The organism is Leucobacter salsicius M1-8, from assembly GCF_000350525.1.
Lineage (GTDB): Bacteria > Actinomycetota > Actinomycetes > Actinomycetales > Microbacteriaceae > Leucobacter > Leucobacter salsicius.
This window is the reverse complement of record NZ_AOCN01000026.1, coordinates 44,268-61,209: the sequence shown is the minus strand read 5'-3', so window position 1 is coordinate 61,209 and position 16,942 is coordinate 44,268. Positions and strand designations below refer to the sequence as shown.

At 65.6% G+C, this 16,942-nt stretch carries 14 protein-coding genes; 2 read left to right on the top strand and 12 right to left on the bottom strand.

All coding sequences use genetic code 11. The features are described from left to right. Window positions 1-49: 49 nt before the first annotated feature. From C795_RS16055 to C795_RS0112590, 9 genes are all read right to left on the bottom strand, one after another. Entirely contained in the window at window positions 50-799 is a 750-nt protein-coding gene (locus C795_RS16055; protein WP_026139656.1) for a shikimate kinase, read from the bottom strand. Next, on the bottom strand, window positions 796-1,992 hold the full coding sequence (gene aroC, locus C795_RS0112625) for a chorismate synthase (protein ID WP_017794119.1): 1,197 nt from the start codon (window positions 1,990-1,992) through the stop codon (window positions 796-798). The genes C795_RS16055 and aroC overlap by 4 nt, the downstream gene beginning before the upstream one ends. A 55-nt stretch (window positions 1,993-2,047) precedes the next feature. Next, window positions 2,048-2,902 (bottom strand): shikimate dehydrogenase family protein, encoded by an 855-nt coding sequence (locus C795_RS0112620; protein ID WP_017794118.1) that lies wholly within the window; start codon window positions 2,900-2,902, stop codon window positions 2,048-2,050. Window positions 2,903-2,904: 2 nt separating this feature from the next. Beyond that, window positions 2,905-4,017: an endolytic transglycosylase MltG gene (gene mltG / locus C795_RS0112615; protein ID WP_017794117.1), complete on the bottom strand. Its 1,113-nt coding sequence runs from the start codon at window positions 4,015-4,017 to the stop codon at window positions 2,905-2,907. A gap of 4 nt (window positions 4,018-4,021) precedes the next feature. Then, window positions 4,022-4,501 carry a Holliday junction resolvase RuvX gene (gene ruvX, locus C795_RS0112610; protein WP_017794116.1) on the bottom strand — a complete coding sequence of 160 codons (480 nt, stop codon included), beginning with the start codon at window positions 4,499-4,501 and terminating at the stop codon, window positions 4,022-4,024. Then, complete coding sequence (alaS, locus tag C795_RS0112605) at window positions 4,501-7,170, bottom strand: alanine--tRNA ligase (RefSeq protein ID WP_017794115.1); 2,670 nt, start codon at window positions 7,168-7,170, stop codon at window positions 4,501-4,503. Before alaS ends, ruvX begins: the two co-directional genes overlap by 1 nt. A gap of 47 nt (window positions 7,171-7,217) precedes the next feature. After that, entirely contained in the window at window positions 7,218-7,430 is a 213-nt protein-coding gene (locus tag C795_RS0112600) for a hypothetical protein (RefSeq protein ID WP_017794114.1), read from the bottom strand. A 178-nt stretch (window positions 7,431-7,608) separates the two neighbouring features. Beyond that, window positions 7,609-8,238 (bottom strand): 30S ribosomal protein S4, encoded by a 630-nt coding sequence (gene rpsD, locus C795_RS0112595; protein ID WP_017794113.1) that lies wholly within the window; start codon window positions 8,236-8,238, stop codon window positions 7,609-7,611. 308 nt (window positions 8,239-8,546) lie between these two features. Then, a complete protein-coding gene (locus tag C795_RS0112590) occupies window positions 8,547-9,824 on the bottom strand; it encodes a replication-associated recombination protein A (protein WP_033349780.1) in 1,278 nt (425 codons plus the stop codon). A gap of 149 nt (window positions 9,825-9,973) precedes the next feature. Between C795_RS0112590 and C795_RS0112585 the strand changes: the two genes are divergently transcribed. Further along, entirely contained in the window at window positions 9,974-11,209 is a 1,236-nt protein-coding gene (locus C795_RS0112585) for a DUF349 domain-containing protein (protein WP_017794111.1), read from the top strand. Window positions 11,210-11,359: 150 nt separating this feature from the next. Next, the gene (locus tag C795_RS0112580; RefSeq protein WP_017794110.1) at window positions 11,360-11,893 is read left to right on the top strand and encodes a hypothetical protein; all 534 of its coding nucleotides are present in this window, start codon (window positions 11,360-11,362) and stop codon (window positions 11,891-11,893) included. Here C795_RS0112580 and C795_RS0112575 read toward each other — a convergent pair. The 3 genes from C795_RS0112575 to secD all read right to left on the bottom strand — a co-directional run bounded on the left by C795_RS0112575 (window position 11,883) and on the right by secD (window position 16,935). Next, the gene (locus C795_RS0112575; RefSeq protein ID WP_017794109.1) at window positions 11,883-14,081 is read right to left on the bottom strand and encodes a RelA/SpoT family protein; all 2,199 of its coding nucleotides are present in this window, start codon (window positions 14,079-14,081) and stop codon (window positions 11,883-11,885) included. The genes C795_RS0112580 and C795_RS0112575 overlap by 11 nt on opposite strands. Before the next feature lie 113 nt (window positions 14,082-14,194). Continuing rightward, entirely contained in the window at window positions 14,195-15,217 is a 1,023-nt protein-coding gene (secF, locus tag C795_RS0112570) for a protein translocase subunit SecF (RefSeq protein WP_017794108.1), read from the bottom strand. 2 nt (window positions 15,218-15,219) lie between these two features. Further along, window positions 15,220-16,935, bottom strand: coding sequence for a protein translocase subunit SecD (gene secD / locus C795_RS0112565; protein ID WP_017794107.1), 1,716 nt, complete (start codon window positions 16,933-16,935; stop codon window positions 15,220-15,222). Between the last annotated feature and the right edge of the window lie 7 nt (window positions 16,936-16,942).

Here is a 16,942-nt window from a genome sequence, read left to right as displayed (position 1 = left end):
AGTAAGAGGAAGGGAAAGATGGGAAAACAAGTGCCGCTCGAAAAGCCCGTTAGCGCCGACCACGATAGGTGCGCGCCCAGTTGGCGACGCGCCTGGCGAGCTGCTCCTTGGTGGCACGATCGGTGCGAAAAGTCACATCTGAGACCTCGTCGTAGAGCGGCTTGCGTTCCTTGAGAATGCGACCCCAAGCGTTGGGGTCGTCGCGCAGGAGCGGCCGACGGGACAGGTTGGCGGTGCGCAGCACCGCCTCCTGCGTGGTCATGAGCAGCACGACCGGATGCGCGGCGAGAAGCTCCCGGGTCGACTCGGTGAGCACGGCCCCCCCGCCCAGGGCAAGGACCTTCCCGCTCCCGGTCGACAGCTCGCGCGCGATCACCTCGGCCTCAATGCGCCGAAACTCGGGCTCTCCGTAGTTGGCGAAGAACTCGGTAATCGGCCCGTGCGAGCGCACGAACACCGCGTCGCTATCAACAAAGGGCACGCCCAGTTCGCGTGCGACGCGCTTACCGAGGCTGGTCTTGCCCGCGGCCATGGGGCCGACAAACACGATCACGCGCTCTGCAACCCGGGGAGCGGCGCGCTTGCGGCGTCTCCGCCGCGGGCGACCCACGCGGGATGCGGAGGCCTCAGTGCCCTCGGTGGGCACAGCGGGCACGCCGGCTCCCTGCTGCGGCTGATCAGCAGCAGGGAGCGGGGTCACCGCAGAGGGCTCACTAGCCTCAGCCGCGCGCGGCGGCGCGGGCTTTGGCTTGTGAGTGGGCGGGCCCGCGGTGCGCGAGGCTCGCCGTGACGCGTTCACGATTCGATGACGGTCGCAAGCCGCTCGGGGATTGCCGCAACGTACGACTCAAGGTTGCGTCGAGTCTCGGTTACGCTATCGCCGCCGAACTTCTCGGAAACCGCGTCGGCAAGAATGAGGGCCACCATTGCCTCGGCCACGACACCGGCCGCGGGCACCGCCGAAACGTCGCTGCGCTGGTGGTGTGCCTTCGCCTCTTCGCCCGTTTCAGTGTCGATGGTGGGCAGTGCGTGGGGCACCGTAGCGATCGGCTTCATGCCCGCGCGCACGCGCAGCACCTGACCGGTCGTCATACCGCCCTCGATGCCGCCTGCGCGGCCCGTCTCGCGGGCGATCTGGCCGTTCTCAATGTGCAGCTCGTCGTGAGCCACCGAACCGCGTCGACGGGTGGTTTCGAAACCATCGCCGACCTCGACCGCCTTAATCGCCTGGATCCCCATGAGGGCACCAGCGAGTCTCGAATCGAGACGACGGTCCCAATGTACGTACGAGCCCAACCCGGGCGGCAGGCCGTAAGCGAGCACCTCGACGATGCCGCCGATGGTGTCACCCGACTTCTTGGTGTCGTCAATCTCGGTCACCATGCGCGCACTGGTGGCCGCATCGAAGCAGCGCATCGGGTCGGCGTCGAGTGCGTCGACGTCGCTGGCACGAGGCAGCGGCGATCCTGCAGGCACGACTACGTCACCGAGCGACACGGTGTGACTCACGAGGGTGATGCCCAGCTCGGCGAGGAATGCGCGGGCGACGGCGCCCAGCGCGACGCGTGCCGCAGTCTCACGGGCGCTTGCACGCTCGAGCACGGGGCGTGCCTCGTCAAAGCCATACTTCTGCATACCCACCAGGTCGGCGTGACCGGGGCGGGGACGCGTCAGTGGGGCACCGCGACCGCGGCTCTTCTCAGAGAGCTCGGTCTTCTCGGGGCTCATCACCTCGGTCCACTTGGGCCACTCGGTGTTACCGATACGAATGGCGACGGGGCCTCCAATCGAGACACCCTGCACGACGCCGCCCGACAGGTTCAATTCGTCCTGTTCGAACTTCATACGTGAGCCGCGGCCATAGCCAAGCTTGCGCCTGACGAGATCAGCACGGATCTCATCAAGCGAAACGGGCACGCCCGCGGGCAGTCCCTCGAGGACAGCGATCAATTCTGGGCCGTGAGATTCTCCGGCAGTGAGCCAACGCAGCATACCCACCATCCTCCCATATTTGGAGGGCCCCGATGTACCTCGCGCGGCGCGAAGGTCAGGCCGCGGAGGCTCGCATGGCTGCGAGTACGCGCGCCTCGTCAGGAAGCGGGGTCTCCGGATCGCCCTGCGTGAAGATCCGCACCTGTATCAGGGCCTGTTCCACCAGCATGTCGATGCCGCTGTGTGCGGCGCCTCCGGCCGAGCTCCACACGCGTGCGGCTGCCGAGGGCCAGGGGTTGTAAGCGACGTCAAACAGTGGCGCACTGCCGGCGGGCACCGCGAGCGCGTCCCAGTCGACGCCGTGGCCGGGCAGGGTCGAAATCACGAGGGTCGAATCAAGTGCTACTGATCCCGGTGTCGAAGCGAGTGCCGCCGCCCGCACCGATACGGTGCCCGCGGGCCCCTGCGTGCCGTCGAAACGCTCGGCCAAAGCCTGCGCGGCCTCGATCCGGCGCGCCATCACCGTGACCTGAGTCGCCCCGAGGTGTCGTGCGGCGAGGATCGCCGAGCCGGCGGTCGCGCCCGCGCCCAGCACGATCGTGCGGGTCGCGTCGAGCCCTGCGCGCGCGATGGCGCGGGCGAGCCCGGCCACGTCGGTGTTGAATCCAGCCCACCGCGGCGCGTCGGATCCCTCAAGCCGCAGCAGCGTGTTGACCACGCCACTCTCGCGGGCGGTCCCGTCAAGCGTGTGGGCGAGGCGGTAGGCCTCGTCCTTCAGCGGCATCGTGAGCGACAGCCCCCGCCACTCGCGCCCGCGGCCCGCGAGGAACGCCGCGAGGGGCGCCTCCCCGCACCGGATCGCGCGATACCGCCAATCCAGCCCGAGCTCGCGGTACGCGGCTCGGTGAATCAGAGGCGATTTTGAGTGTGCGATGGGGTCCCCCATCACAGCGAGTTGCTGGTGCGACACTGTTAGCAGCCCTTACCGGGATTCGCCGCGCACCACTCGTTCAGCACGCCCACGGCAGCATTGTGCTCCTCAAGCGTCGCGCTGAACAGCGACTCGCGGGTGTCGAGGTTCACTGCAACGAAGTAGAGCCAGTCACCCGGCGCCGGGTTGAGCGTCGCCTCGATCGCGTCGGCCCCCGGGTTGGCGATGGGCCCCTTGGGGAGCCCCGTGTGCACGTAGGTGTTCCAGGGGTTGTCGTCGCTCAGCGCCTCGTCGGTCGACCACACGCTGCCATCGTCGTGCTGGCCCATGCCGTACTGTGCGGTGGAGTCCATCTGCAGCAACATGTCTTGCGCGAGCCGGTTTTCGATCACGCGCGACACCTTGGCGAAGTCCTCAATGCGGCCGCCCTCGCGCTGCACCATCGCCGCGATCGTCAGAACGCGTTCGCGATCCGCCTCGGCGACGCCAAATTCGTCGAGCACCTCGCGCTGGCGGTCGACCATGCGCTGAATCGCCTCGGCGCCCGTCGTGCTCTCCTCAAACTCGTAGGTGGCGGGGAACAGCCAGCCCTCAAGCGAGTCGACGCCAGCCGGCAGGCCAAAGGCGGCGGGATCCTCCGCCGCGGCCTCCAGTTCCTCGAGCGGAATCCCGGCGCCCGCCGAAACGATCTCGAGAGTCTGACTGACGGTCTTCCCCTCGGGAATCATGGCGGTGAAGGCCATGCGGTTCGCGGGGTCAAGCAGCGCATCGAGCGCGGCCTGCGAGCTCATCTGCAACTTCACCTTGTACGAACCCGGCATGAACTCGGCGGCGGGATCCTGCGCGAGCAGCAGGTCGTAGAAGGCCTCGCTGGTCTTGACAACGTCGGCCTCGGCGAGCGCGTGTGCGATGTCCTCGCCGATCTCCCCCTCGGTGATGACCACGACGGTCTCGCCTTCGCCCTGGCCCTCATAGTCGTTCGTCGTCCAACCCATCGCGAGCGAAATCTGGCTGCCGTACTGCGACCACAGGTATGCGCCCGCTGCAGCGAGGCCCCCCAGCAAGATCACCGTCACGAGCAGCGAGATCAGAATGCGCTTGCCCACCTGGCGGCGGGTCGAGCGCTTCCCCGCGCTCTTCGACCGTGCGTTCACTTGCTTAGTTCCCCTCGTTCTGCCCGACCGCTTCACCGGGCGCCGTGCCCCGTGATCGCTCCGTGTCGAGCGCGTGCTGCAGAATCACGACGGCCGCGGCCTGATCGATAATGCTGCGGCTCTGCTTAGTCTTCTTGCCAGCCTGTCGCAATTGACCCTGGGCCGACACCGTCGACAGGCGCTCGTCCACCAGGCGCACCGAGACGCCCGAGGCCGCGAGCTTCTCCGCCAGTCGCTCGGCGAACTGCACGGCGTCCTCGGTCGACAGTGTGCGCTCGCCACGCATGTTGATGGGCAGCCCGACGATCGTTTCCATCGCGCCCAGTTCGGTCGCGATCTCCACGATCCGGATCAGGTCGGAATCACCCTCGAGATCTCGCGTAACAGTCTCGACCGGGGTCGCGAGCATGGCATGGGGGTCGCAGCGCGCGACCCCCACACGGGCCTTGCCGACATCAATGCCGAGGCGTACTCCAGCGCGCACTAGGCCGTCAGGCTCCGGCGAATCTCGGCGAGCGCTTCACCGATCTTGTTTGCATCGGTGCCACCGCCCTGGGCGAGGTCGGGCTTGCCGCCACCGCCACCGCCGAGCACCTTGGAGCCGAGCTTCGCAAGATCGCCGGCTTTGACGCCGTTCTCGCGAGCGAGCGGCGTCGTCGCGGCAATCACGACGGGCTTTGCGGGACCGTCTCCCCCGCTGATCGCACCAGCGAGCACGATCACGCCAGCTTCGCCCGACACACGATCGCGCAGCTGCAAGGCCAGGCCGCGCAGGTCGTCGGCCGAACCCACGGTGCCCAGGTCAGCGAGCACGGTGCGGTTGCCGCCCAGCACCTCGGTCTGCGCGAGCAGCTCAGGCACGCGGGTCGCGAGCTTCTCTGCCTCCAGTGCCGCAACCTTCTTTTCGGTCGCGCGCAACTGGGCGCCCAGATCCTGCACCTTAGAGATGAGTTCCGCACGCGGCACCTTGAGGCCACTCGTGAGCTGCTGCACAATGGCACGCTCAGCGGCGAAATTGCGGAATGCATCCATACCGACGAGCGACTCGATGCGGCGGTTCGTGGAGCCGACGCTTGACTCGGAGACGAGGCTGATGAGCCCGATCTCTGACGACGAAGCAACGTGCGTGCCAGCGCAGAGCTCGCGCGACCAGGGGCCACCGATGTCGACGACGCGCACGGTGTCACCGTACTTCTCGCCGAACAGTGCCATCGCGCCCATCGCCTTCGCTTCGTCGATCGGCATCTCGCGCGTCACGACTTCGTAGTTGGCACGGATCGCAAGGTTTGACACCTCTTCGATCTCGCTCTTGGTCTCGGTCGACAGCGCGTCGGTGTGCGAGAAGTCGAGTCGCATGTAGCCGGCCTTGTTGTAGGAGCCCGCCTGGTGAGCGGTCTCGCCGAGCACCTCACGCAGCGCGGCGTGAACGAGGTGCGTGGCGGAGTGCGCCTGCGTAGCGCCGCGACGGTAGTCGGCGTCGACGCGGGTCTCTGCGCGCGCATCGACAGCTACCGTGCCGACGGTGACCTTGACGGTGTGCACGACGAGGCCGGGGACGGCCTTCTGCACGTCGAGCACCTCAGCTTCGAATCCGTCGCCCACGATGAGGCCCTGGTCAGAATCCTGGCCGCCAGCCTCGGCCCACAGCGAGGTTTCCGCGAGCACGATCTCGGCGATCTGGCCCTCGTGCGCCTCTCGCGCAGGCACGCCGTCAACGACAATGCCGAGCACACGGCTCTCGTGGTTGAGTTCGGTGTAGCCCGTGAACACGGTCTCGCCGAGGCCGCGCAGCTCCTTGTACACCGACAGGTCAGCGCGCTGACCTTTCTTGGCCTTTGCGTCGGCCTTCGCGCGGTCGCGCTGCTCCTGCATGAGCGAAACGAACACCTGCTCGTCCACACTGACACCCGCCTCGCCCGCGAGCTCGAGCGTCAGCTCGATCGGGAAGCCGTGGGTGTCGTGCAGCAGAAACGCGGTGTCGCCCGCGACGGCTGCCTTTTGTGCCGCTGCGTCTGCGACGGCGGAGTCGAGAATCTGGATGCCTGAGGCGAGCGTGCGCAGGAACGTCTTCTCCTCGGCGTAGGCAATACGCGAGATGAAATCGAAATCGTTGCCGACGGCAGGGTACGCGCCCTTCATTGCGTCGCGCGAGGCGGGGAACAGCTCAGCGAAGCTTGCGCCCATGACGCCCAGCAGGCGCATCTGCAGCACGACACGGCGCAGCAGGCGACGCAGAATGTAGCCGCGGCCCTCATTCGACGGCGTGACCCCGTCGGCAATCAGCATCAGGCCGCTCCGCACGTGGTCAGCGATAATGCGCAGGCGCACGTCGTCGCCGTGGTCGGCACCGTACGTCTTGCCCGCGATCTCGGCGGCACGGTCGAGCACCGGGCGCACCTGATCGATCTCGTACATGTTGTTGACACCCTGCTTGATGAACGCGACGCGCTCAAGCCCCAGGCCGGTGTCAATGTTTTTCTTGGGCAGCTCGCCCAGAATCGTGAAGTCGGTCTTGGAGACGACATCGGCGACCTGGTACTGCATGAACACGAGGTTCCAGATCTCGACGTAACGGTCGTCGTCGGTGACGGGACCGCCATCGATGCCATGCTCGGGGCCCAGATCGAAGAAGATTTCGGAGCAGGGGCCCGCGGGGCCCGGCTGGCCGGTCGACCAGTAGTTGGTGTCCTTGCCGAGGCGCTGAATGCGCTCATCGGGCAGCGTCGAGTGTTCGCGCCACAGCGCGATTGCTTCCTCGTCCTCTTCGTACACGGTGACCCAGAGGTCCTTCGCGTCGAAACCGAGGCCGCCGTCAGCCTCGCTTGTCGTCAGCAGCTCCCAGGCGAACTTGATGGCGCCTTCCTTGAAGTAATCGCCAAAGGAGAAGTTGCCGGCCATCTGGAAGAAGGTGCCGTGACGCGGGGTCTTGCCCACTTCTTCGATATCGTTCGTGCGGATGCACTTCTGCACGCTCGTCGCCCGCGGGTAGGGCGCGGGAACCATCCCTGACAGGTACGGCACAAATGGCACCATTCCCGCGACGGTGAACATGAGGCTGGGGTCGTCGCTGACGAGCGACGCGGATGGCACGACCGTGTGCCCCCGCTTTTCAAAGAAGTCGAGCCAGCGGCGGTGAATTTCGGCGGTCTGCATCCGTGTCATGTTCTTTCTGGGTGTGAAACTGCGGCTGCGCGTGTGCGCTAGTGCTTGGAGGTGAGGTCGCGCAGGGCGGCCTCGAAATCGGCGTCGTCCTGTTCGGCATCGTGGTAGCCGTTCGAGAACGCCCGCCCGAACTCTTCGACTCCTCGGCCGACGCGGTCAAAGAACCTACGCCCCTCGGGGGTTTGATTGACGAAGTGTGCGGCGATGAATCCCAGCACGACTCCATTGAGCAGCCAGAGCAACTTGCGCATGGCTCTCCCTTCCAGCAACGTTGGTGCGCGGCGGCGCCGCGCGTAAAAGCATCACCCCAGCTTAGCGGGCGGGCCCCGCCCGCAACGGGAACACCATGGGGAATGTCAGCGAATACTGCGTGAAAACACAAACGAGGGGTGCCGGATAAACCGGCACCCCTCGAAAGATGGGAAAAGCTTAGCGGCCCGAGTAGTACTCGACGACGAGCTGAACTTCACAGGTCACGGGGACCTCGGCGCGCTTCGGACGACGCAGCAGGCGTGCCTGCAGCTTGTCGAGCTCGACCTCGAGGTAACCGGGAACGTTGGGAAGAACCTCAGCGTGGCCACCTGCAGCAGCAACCTGGAAGGGCTCGGTTGCTTCCGAGCGTGCCTTCACGTGGATCAGCTGTCCGGGCTTTACGCGGAACGAGGGGCGGTCAACGATCTTGCCGTCGACGAGGATGTGGCGGTGCACAACCATCTGGCGAGCCTGTGCGGTGGTGCGGGCGAAGCCTGCACGCAGCACGAGGGCGTCAAGGCGCATCTCGAGGATCTCGACCAGGTTCTCACCGGTCAGGCCGTCCTGGCGACGGGCTTCCTTGAACGCAATGGTGAGCTGCTTCTCGCGGATGCCGTACTGGGCGCGCAGACGCTGCTTCTCGCGCAGGCGAACGGCGTAGTCGCTGTCGCTCTTACGCTTGGTGCGGCCGTGCTGGCCGGGGCCGTAGGGGCGCTTCTCGAGGTAACGAGCGGCCTTGGGGGTCAGTGCAATCCCGAGCGAGCGGGAGAGGCGCGTCTGTGAACGCGTACGCGACGTAGTCGACACGTGTGTCCTTTCAGGTTTCAATATCGTGACTCAGAAGTGAGCCACGCGTTCTCTCGGCTGTGCTGCGCCCGCATCAACTGGGCTGATTCAGATCAGAAGATCTGAACCGCCGCACTAATGCACGCGACGTAGCGAACCGTTTTCGGTGAGGGAACGACCAGCGCAGAAACCCGGCTACGGGGTACCTGCCATCTCGTGTCGTGCGCAGCCGTGCACGATCGCGATGTTGGCCAACGACAACCTTACCACGGCTGGAGCGCCCGCGCAGCACGGGAGTCGCGCAGCACCGCGAGGGAACAGGATCCAGCCTACTGGCCCCGTGTGATGCGCCGGATCTTTTCGAGCCGATCGGACACCTCGCGCTCATGGCCGTGCTGCGTGGGCCGATAGTACTCCCGCCCCACCAGCTCGTCGGGTAGGTACTGCTGGGTGGACACCCCGCGCGGATCGGCGTGCGGATACACGTACCCCTTGCCGTGCCCCATCCCCTTGGCCCCCGGGTAGTGGGCATCGCGCAGGTGCTTCGGCACCAACCCGATCCGGCCCGCCTTGACATCTGCAATCGCGGCATCGATGGCCGAAATTACGGCCCCGGATTTGGGAGCCGTGGCAATGTAGATCGTGGCCTGGGCGAGCGGGATGCGCGCCTCGGGCAGCCCAATGAGCTGCGTCGCCTCCGCCGCGGCGACGGCAATGACAAGTGCTTGCGGATCTGCGATGCCCACGTCCTCGGCGGCGTGCACCATGAGCCGGCGGGCGATGAAGCGCGGATCCTCCCCCGCCTCGATCATGCGCGAGAGGTAATGCACCGCGGCATCCGGATCAGAACCACGCATCGACTTGATGAACGCACTCGTGACGTCGTAGTGCTGGTCACCCTTCTTGTCGTAGCGCAGCAGGGCCTGGTTAACCGCGAGCGATACAAGCTCGGCCGTGATCCGGGGCCGCTCGTCAGCCTCGCGCTCCAGCGCGAAGGCGGAGGCCGCCGCGGCCTCGAGACCCGTGAGTGCTCGACGAGCATCGCCTGAGGCGAGCTGCACCAGCGTGTCGTAGGCCTCCTGCTCCACGTCGATCTTGCCGCCGAACCCCCGCGGGTCCTCGACAGCCCGCAGTAGCAGCGCAGAAAGGTCGCTGTCGGCGAGCGGTTCGAGCGTGAGCAGCAGCGAGCGCGACAGCAACGGGCTAATGACCGAGAATGAGGGGTTCTCGGTGGTCGCCGCGATCAGTGTGACCCACCCGTTCTCGACCCCGGGGAGCAGCGCGTCCTGCTGCGCCTTCGTGAACCTGTGAATCTCGTCGAGAAACAGTACGGTCGGGATGTCGTAGAGGTCGCGGTCGTTGAGCGCCCGCTCCATGACGGCCCGCACATCCTTGATACCCGCGGTAATGGCCGAGAGCTCCACGAACCGTCGACCACTCGTGTGGGCGATGGCCTGCGCCAGCGTCGTCTTGCCGGTTCCTGGCGGGCCCCACAGGATTACCGAGACCACGCCGTTGCCGCCGTCTGAAGCGAGCGTGCGCAGCGGAGAGCCCGGCGAAAGCAGGTGTTTTTGTCCCACGACTTCGTCGAGCGAGCGGGGCCGCATGCGCACGGCGAGCGGTGCTGTGTGCACGGGAGGGGTCTGGGTTGTCACTCTGCCATGCTACTTAAGGAGCAAGCTGTGGCATAGTGGAGTGGTCTATCCGTACGGTCGGTTCTCCCGACCGCCCTTCCACATGACAGGTGAGCAAAACCGTGACTGAAGCGACAGGCCAGAAGCCCTGGGGACGAGTCGATGAGGACCGCACGGTCTACGTGCGCGAGGCCGAAGGCGAGCGTGCCGTCGGATCTTTCCCCGATGGCACCGCAGAAGAGGCCCTCGCGTACTTCGAACGTAAGTACGCAGATCTGGCGGGCCAGGTAACCCTGCTCGAGGCACGCATCGCTCGCGGTGTCGCTGATGCATCGGCCGCAGAGACGGTTGCGAAGCTCCAGGAGAGCCTTGCTGAGCCCGCAGCCGTGGGCGATATCGCCGCGCTGCGCACCCGTGTCGCCGCCCTTGTGGAGAAGACGGCAGCGCTGACCGAGGCGCAACACGCCGAGCGCGAGGCTGCAAAGCAGGCTGCCGCTGCAAAGCGTGAGGCGATCGTGGCAGAGGCAGAGGCCCTTGCCGCCCAGCCCGAGGCGTCGATCCGTTGGAAGGACACGAGCCAGGCATTCGAGCAGCTCTTCACCGACTGGCAGACCGCTCAGCGCAGCGGCCCGCAGATCCCGAAGTCGCAGGCCGACGCGATGTGGAAGCGATTCCGTGCCGCGCGCCACTCGTTCGATGCCGCTCGCCGCGCACACTTCGCGCAGCTCGACGCCAACAACAAGGACGTCAAGCTGCGCAAGGAGCGCATCATTACCGCTGCCGAGGCGCTCGCGCCCCGCGGTATCGATGGCATCCCCGCATACCGCTCGCTGCTCGACGACTGGAAGACGGCTGGCCGCGCGAGCCGCAAGCTCGACGATCAGCTCTGGGCTCGCTTCAAGGCTGCTGGCGACGTACTCTACGCCGCCAAGGCCGCTGAGACCGCCGTCACCAACGAGGAGTACGAGGCCAACCTCCTCGCCAAGGAAGCAATTCTGAGCGACGCCGCCCCGATCCTCGAGGTCACCGACTACGCCGCGGCACGCAAGCAGATCACCGCGATCCAGCTGCGCTGGGACGAAGTGGGCCGCGTGCCGCGCGAGGCGCTGCGCGAGACCGAGGGTCGCCTGCGCAAGATCGAGGACCACGTTAAGGGTCTCGAGGAAGAGCACTGGCGCAAGACCAACCCCGAGACGCAGGCTCGCAGCGAAGGCCTGCGCGGCCAGCTCGAGGCGTCGATCGCCGAGCTGACCGTGGAGATCGAGGCAGCTGCAGCCGCGGGCGATGCAAAGGCGAAGGCCGCGGCCGAGCAGGCGCTCGCGACGCAGCAGTCGTGGCTTGCCGCCATCGACGGCTAATCTCGTAACACGCGTCAGCGCCCCGGGTCGGATTCGTCCGACCCGGGGCGCTGTGCTGTGTGCGGTGCAGTTGCCGCGCCGAGTGCGGAGTTATCCACAGCGTGGCGATCGCCACTGGCATTCGACGCGTGAATCACGCATGATGCTGGTATGTGGCACAACATCGATGTGGGCGGGTGGCCCGTCGCGGTGCGCTCTGCCGAGCTTGCACGCGGCACCCTCGTGGCGTGTGGGCCCGGCGTGCGCCTCGTGTCCTGGCCCGAGACGGCGGAGGCGCGGGCCTACGCGGCCACACAGGCGATCGGAGATCAACTCATGCCCGTCATGATGGCGGCCGCCTGGGTCTGGGGCTGCGCGCGAGACCCCGGGTTGCCGTTCCTCTGTTCGACACGCGGCCGCGCGCGCCCCAAACTTCAGTACTCCCCCGAGCTCCACGTGCATGAGTACCGATACGCAGGCAGCGACCTGGAGGCCTGCGGAGAGGTCACGCTCCCCTCACCCGCCCGAACCGCGTGCGATCTGGTACGCCTGTCGGCGGAGCTGAGCGCCACGACGGTAATCACGATCCGGCTGCTCCTGCTGCGTGCAGGGCTGTCGCGCGAGGAATGGCGACACGAGCTGATGCGCGGACCCGGACGAAGCCGGGTCCGCGCGCTTCAGCGCCTCGAAGAGCTCAGCTCGTGATGCGGTACACGTCGTAGACACCCTCGATGCGGCGCACCGCATTCAGCACGTGATCCAAGTGCGTCGCATTGGCCATTTCGAACACAAACTTGCTGATCGCCAACCGCGACGTCGAGGTGTTCACGGAGGCCGACAGAATGTTGACGTGGTGCTCGGATAGCGTCCGGGTGACGTCGGAGAGCAGCCCCGAGCGGTCGAGGGCCTCCACCTGAATCTGCACCAGGAACACGCTCTTGGCAGTCGGCGCCCACTCAACATCGACGATGCGGTCGGGCTGGGACTGCAGGTTCATCAAGTTTTGGCAGTCGGTACGATGCACCGATACGCCCTGCCCCTTCGTCACGAAGCCCTGGATCTCGTCGCCGGGAACCGGCGTGCAGCACTTGGCGAGCTTCGCGAGCACATCGCTTGCACCCTTAACCACGACACCGCTCGATCCGGCGGACTTGGAGACACGCGGCGCCTCGATGATGGGCATGTTCGCGAGAGCGGGCTCTGAGGACGTCTGCTCGTCGAATACGAGCGCCGTCACCTTCTCGACCACGGACTGGGCCGAGACATGGCCCTCGCCCACAGCCGCATAGAGCGCGGCCACGTCGGCGTACCGCAACTGGAGTGCAACCTGCTGCAGCGACTCCGAGTTCATCACGCGGTGCAGCGGAAGGCCCTGCTTGCGCAGCGCCTTCGCGATGTCCATCTTGCCGGCCTCTGCGGCTTCCTCGCGACGTTCCTTCGTAAACCACTGCCGGATCTTGTTTTGAGCGCGTTTGCTCTTCACGAACGTCAGCCAAGCCTGGTTCGGGCCACCGTTGGGATCCTTTGAGGTGAACACCTCAACGACGTCACCGTTCTGCAGCGGGGTTTCGAGCGGCACGAGTCGCCCGTTGACCCGGGCGCCCATTGTGCGGTGTCCCACCTCGGTGTGTACGGCGTACGCGAAATCGACCGTGGTGCCACCCGCCGGCAAACCAATCACGCGCCCCTTGGGCGTGAAGACGTAGACTTCCTTCGCGCCAATCTCGTAGCGCAGGGCGTCGAGGAACTCGCTCGGATCCTCGGTCTCCGCCTGCCAGTCCGAGATGTGGGCAAGCCAGGCCATGTCGTTCGAGCTGGGCCCGGAGTCGCCCTGCTGCCGCTGCTTATACTTCCAGTGCGCCGCGACACCGTACTCGGCGCGCTGGTGCATCTCAACGGTGCGAATCTGGATTTCGACGGCGCGACCGTCGGGGCCGATCACCGTGGTGTGAAGCGACTGATAGAGATTAAATTTGGGGGTGGCGATGTAGTCCTTGAACCGCCCGGGGATCGGAGTCCACCTGGCGTGTACAGCGCCCAGCACCGCGTAGCAATCGCGAATCGAGTTGACGAGCACGCGAATGCCCACGAGGTCATAGATGTCGTCGAAGTCGCGGCCCCGCACGATCATCTTCTGATAAATCGAGTACAACTCCTTGGGGCGCCCGGTGACTTCGCCCCGGATCTTCGCCTCACGCAGATCCGCCTCGATCGAGGCGGTAACCTCGCCCACGATCTTCTCGCGCTCGGGATTGCGCTGCGACACAAGGTTTTCGATCTCGGCGTAGAGCTTGGGCTTCAGTACCGCGAATGAGAGGTCTTCGAGCTCGGACTTAATTGACTGGATGCCGAGACGGTGCGCGAGCGGAGCGTAGATCTCGATCGTCTCTTGCGCCTTGCGCTTGGCGGAGTCGCTCGGCACGAACCCCCAGGTGCGCGCGTTGTGCAGTCGATCGGAAAGCTTGATGACGAGCACGCGAATGTCCTTGGACATCGCGACGACCATTTTGCGTACGGTCTCGGCCTGAGCGGAGTCGCCGTACTTCACCTTGTCGAGCTTGGTGACGCCATCAACCAGCATGGCGATTTCTTCGCCGAACTCATCGGTGAGCTGAGTCAGCGTGTACTCGGTGTCTTCCACCGTGTCGTGCAAGAGTGCGGCCGCGATGGCGACCGGGGCAACGCCGAGCTCAGCAAGAATCTGAGCGACGGCGATCGGATGCGTGATGTAGGGTTCACCACTGCGGCGCTTCTGGCCGCGGTGGGCGCGCTCGGCAACCGTGTATGCCCGCTCGATGACGCTCAGGTCGGAGCGGGGATAGTTTGCTCGTACGGTTCGTACGAGCTGGTCGACGGCGCCGGGCGCGGTACCACGCGAGAAGATCCGAGGCACTAAGCGACGCAGTGCGGCCGTGCCACCTTGTGAAACATCACTTGATACCACTTCAGACCTCCCTCGGATGATTGAACGCTACACCACGCCCGGCAATTCCGACGAACCAGGAACTACGACGCGCTGACGGCCGATTCCTCGGCCTTCTGCGCCCCACCGCGAAGGGCCAGAGCCTTCGCATCGTGACGCTTGATCGCCGGCTCGCCCTCGCGCAGGTGCGCGTAGACGGGCGAAGCGATGAAGATCGTCGAGTAGGCGCCCACGAGGATACCGATGAACAGCGCGAGCGAGATGTCACGCAGCGTACCGGCACCGAGCACGAAGGCACCGATGAAGAGAATCGAACCGACGGGAAGCAGCGCCACGATCGAGGTGTTGATCGAACGCACGAGCGTCTGGTTGACGCCGAGGTTCACGGCTTCACCGAAGGTCTGGCGTTCGCTCAGCTCCTCGCCGGTCGTGTTCTCGCGAATCTTGTCGAATACCACCACGGTGTCGTAGAGCGAGTAGCCAAGGATCGTCAGGAAGCCGATCATTGCCGCCGGCGTGATCTCAAAGCCAGATGCGCCATAGATGCCCGCGGTCAGCACGAGGTCGTGCAACAGCGCGATCATCGCGGCAAGCGACATCTTCCAGGTCCTGAAGTACAGGGCCATCACGAGCGTCGCGAAGATCAAGAACACGATCAGCGCGATGATCGCCTGCTTGGTGATGTCCTGACCCCACGCGGGGCCAATGAACGAGTACGTCACTTCGTCGGCCTTGATGTTGTACTGCTTCGCGAGCGCGTCGGTCACGGCGCGGTTGTCCGCGTCGCTCAGCGCCTCGGTCTGCACGCGCAGGTCGGTGGGCCCCACCTGCGTCACGCGGGGCGCGCTCTGGGGCAACACTTGCTCGACGGCCTTCTGCGCGATCGCAGGATCGCGATCCTGCCCCTCGCTCAGGTGCACCTGGAACTGGCTGCCACCCGTGAACTCAATACCGAACGCGAAACCGCCACGCGCCGTGACCCCGATGATCGAGAGCACGATGAGCACGGCAGAAAGGACGTACCACACGCGGCGCTTGCCGATGAAGTTGATCGACTTTTCGCCGGTGTAGAGCGCGTTGCCAAATTGTGAGAATGAACGAGCCATGATTAGCTCTCCTTTCCGGCGGCGGCCTTGCGCTCCGCGATGGTCTGACGACGTTCTGCCTCGCGAGCGCTCTTGGCGTTCTTGCCGCGAGACTTCGAGGGCTCCTGGAACACGGCGCGGCCGCGGTACACGGCCCCGAGGCCCTTCGGGTCGAGACCCGAGAACTTGTGACCGGTCTGGTAGAACTTCGTGCGTGCGAGCAGCGTCATCATGGGATGCGTGAAGAGTGCGACGACGACGATATCGACCAGGGTGGTGAGGCCGAGCGTAAAGGCGAAGCCCTTGACGCTACCCACTGCCAGAACGAAGAGGATGGCGGCGGCGAGGAAGTTCACGCCGTCAGATGCGAGGACGGTACGGAATGCCTTCTTCCAGCCGTTCTGCACTGCGCTCTCGATCGAGAATCCGTCACGCAGCGCGTCTCGGATGCGCTCGAAGTAGACGATGAACGAGTCCGCCGTGAAGCCAACCGCAACGATGATACCGGCGACACCGGCCATCGAGAGTCGGTAGCCCTGGCGCCACGAGAAGAACGTGAGCAGCAGGTAGGTGAGCACACCGGCGACCACGAGTGATGCGATCGTGAGCGACCCCAGCGCACGGTATTGGAATACCGAGTACACGACGACGAGGCCGAGCCCAATGAGGCCGGCGAGCAGGCCGGCGACGAGCTGGTTCGTGCCGAGCGTGGCCGAGATCTCTTCCTGGCTCTGCACGGTGAAGTCGATGGGAAGCGCGCCGAACTTGAGCTGGTCGGCGAGCGCCTGTGCCGACTCCTGCGTGAACGCACCGCTAATCGAGGGGCGACCGTCGAGGATCTGGCCCTGCATCGTGGGGGCCGACAGCACGCTGCCATCGAGCACGAACGCGAACTGGTTCTGAGGCTCGGGAGCCCCGTACAGGCGCGTGCTGATCTTGCCGAACTTCTCAGTACCGGTCTTGTCCATAGTGATCTGCACGACCCACTCGCCGGTGGTCGCACCGGTCTGGGTGGTGCCCATCTGCGCGGTGGCGTCGGTGATCACGTCGCCGCCCAGCTCGACGGGGCCGAGCAGGTACTTGGCGGTGCCGCTGTCATCACAGGTGATGAGCGGGCGATCGGCCTTCGAGTCGCGGGCATCAAGCGCTTCTTCCGAAGCACAGGTGAACGATTCAAACTTTGCCTGCAGCGCGGGAGTGACCCACGCGAGGTCACCGGCGTCCTTGGGCAGCGGATCCGGATCAACCGGGCCTGCAGCGGCTTCCGCCTGAGCGGCCTTCGCCTCGGCCTCGGCCTTGGCGGCCTCAGGATCCGCATTGGGGTCGGCTGCCGTCAGATCGATGCCGATGCCGGTCGCGAGGACGGGACGGAAATCGAGCTTGGCAGACGCCTCAATGCGCTGCAGCGTGGCCTCATCGGCCTTGCCCGGGATGGCTACCGAGATGTGCTGGTTGCCCTGAGTGGTGATCTCGGCTTCGGATACACCGGCCGCGTCCACGCGCTGTCGAATAATCGACACTGCCTGCTGCAGCTGTTCACCGGCGACGGCCTGGCCGTCGGTCTGCTCAGCCGCCAGCAGGATCTGCGTGCCACCCTGCAGATCGAGCGCGAGCTTCGGGGTCCACGTGGCGTCGCTGCGGAAAACTCCGTACGCGATCAGGCCCGTGAGGCCAACGATTATTGCTAGGAGGAAAATCAGGGACTTACGGGCCCTGCGCACAGCGGGAGACGACGCCACGGTGACT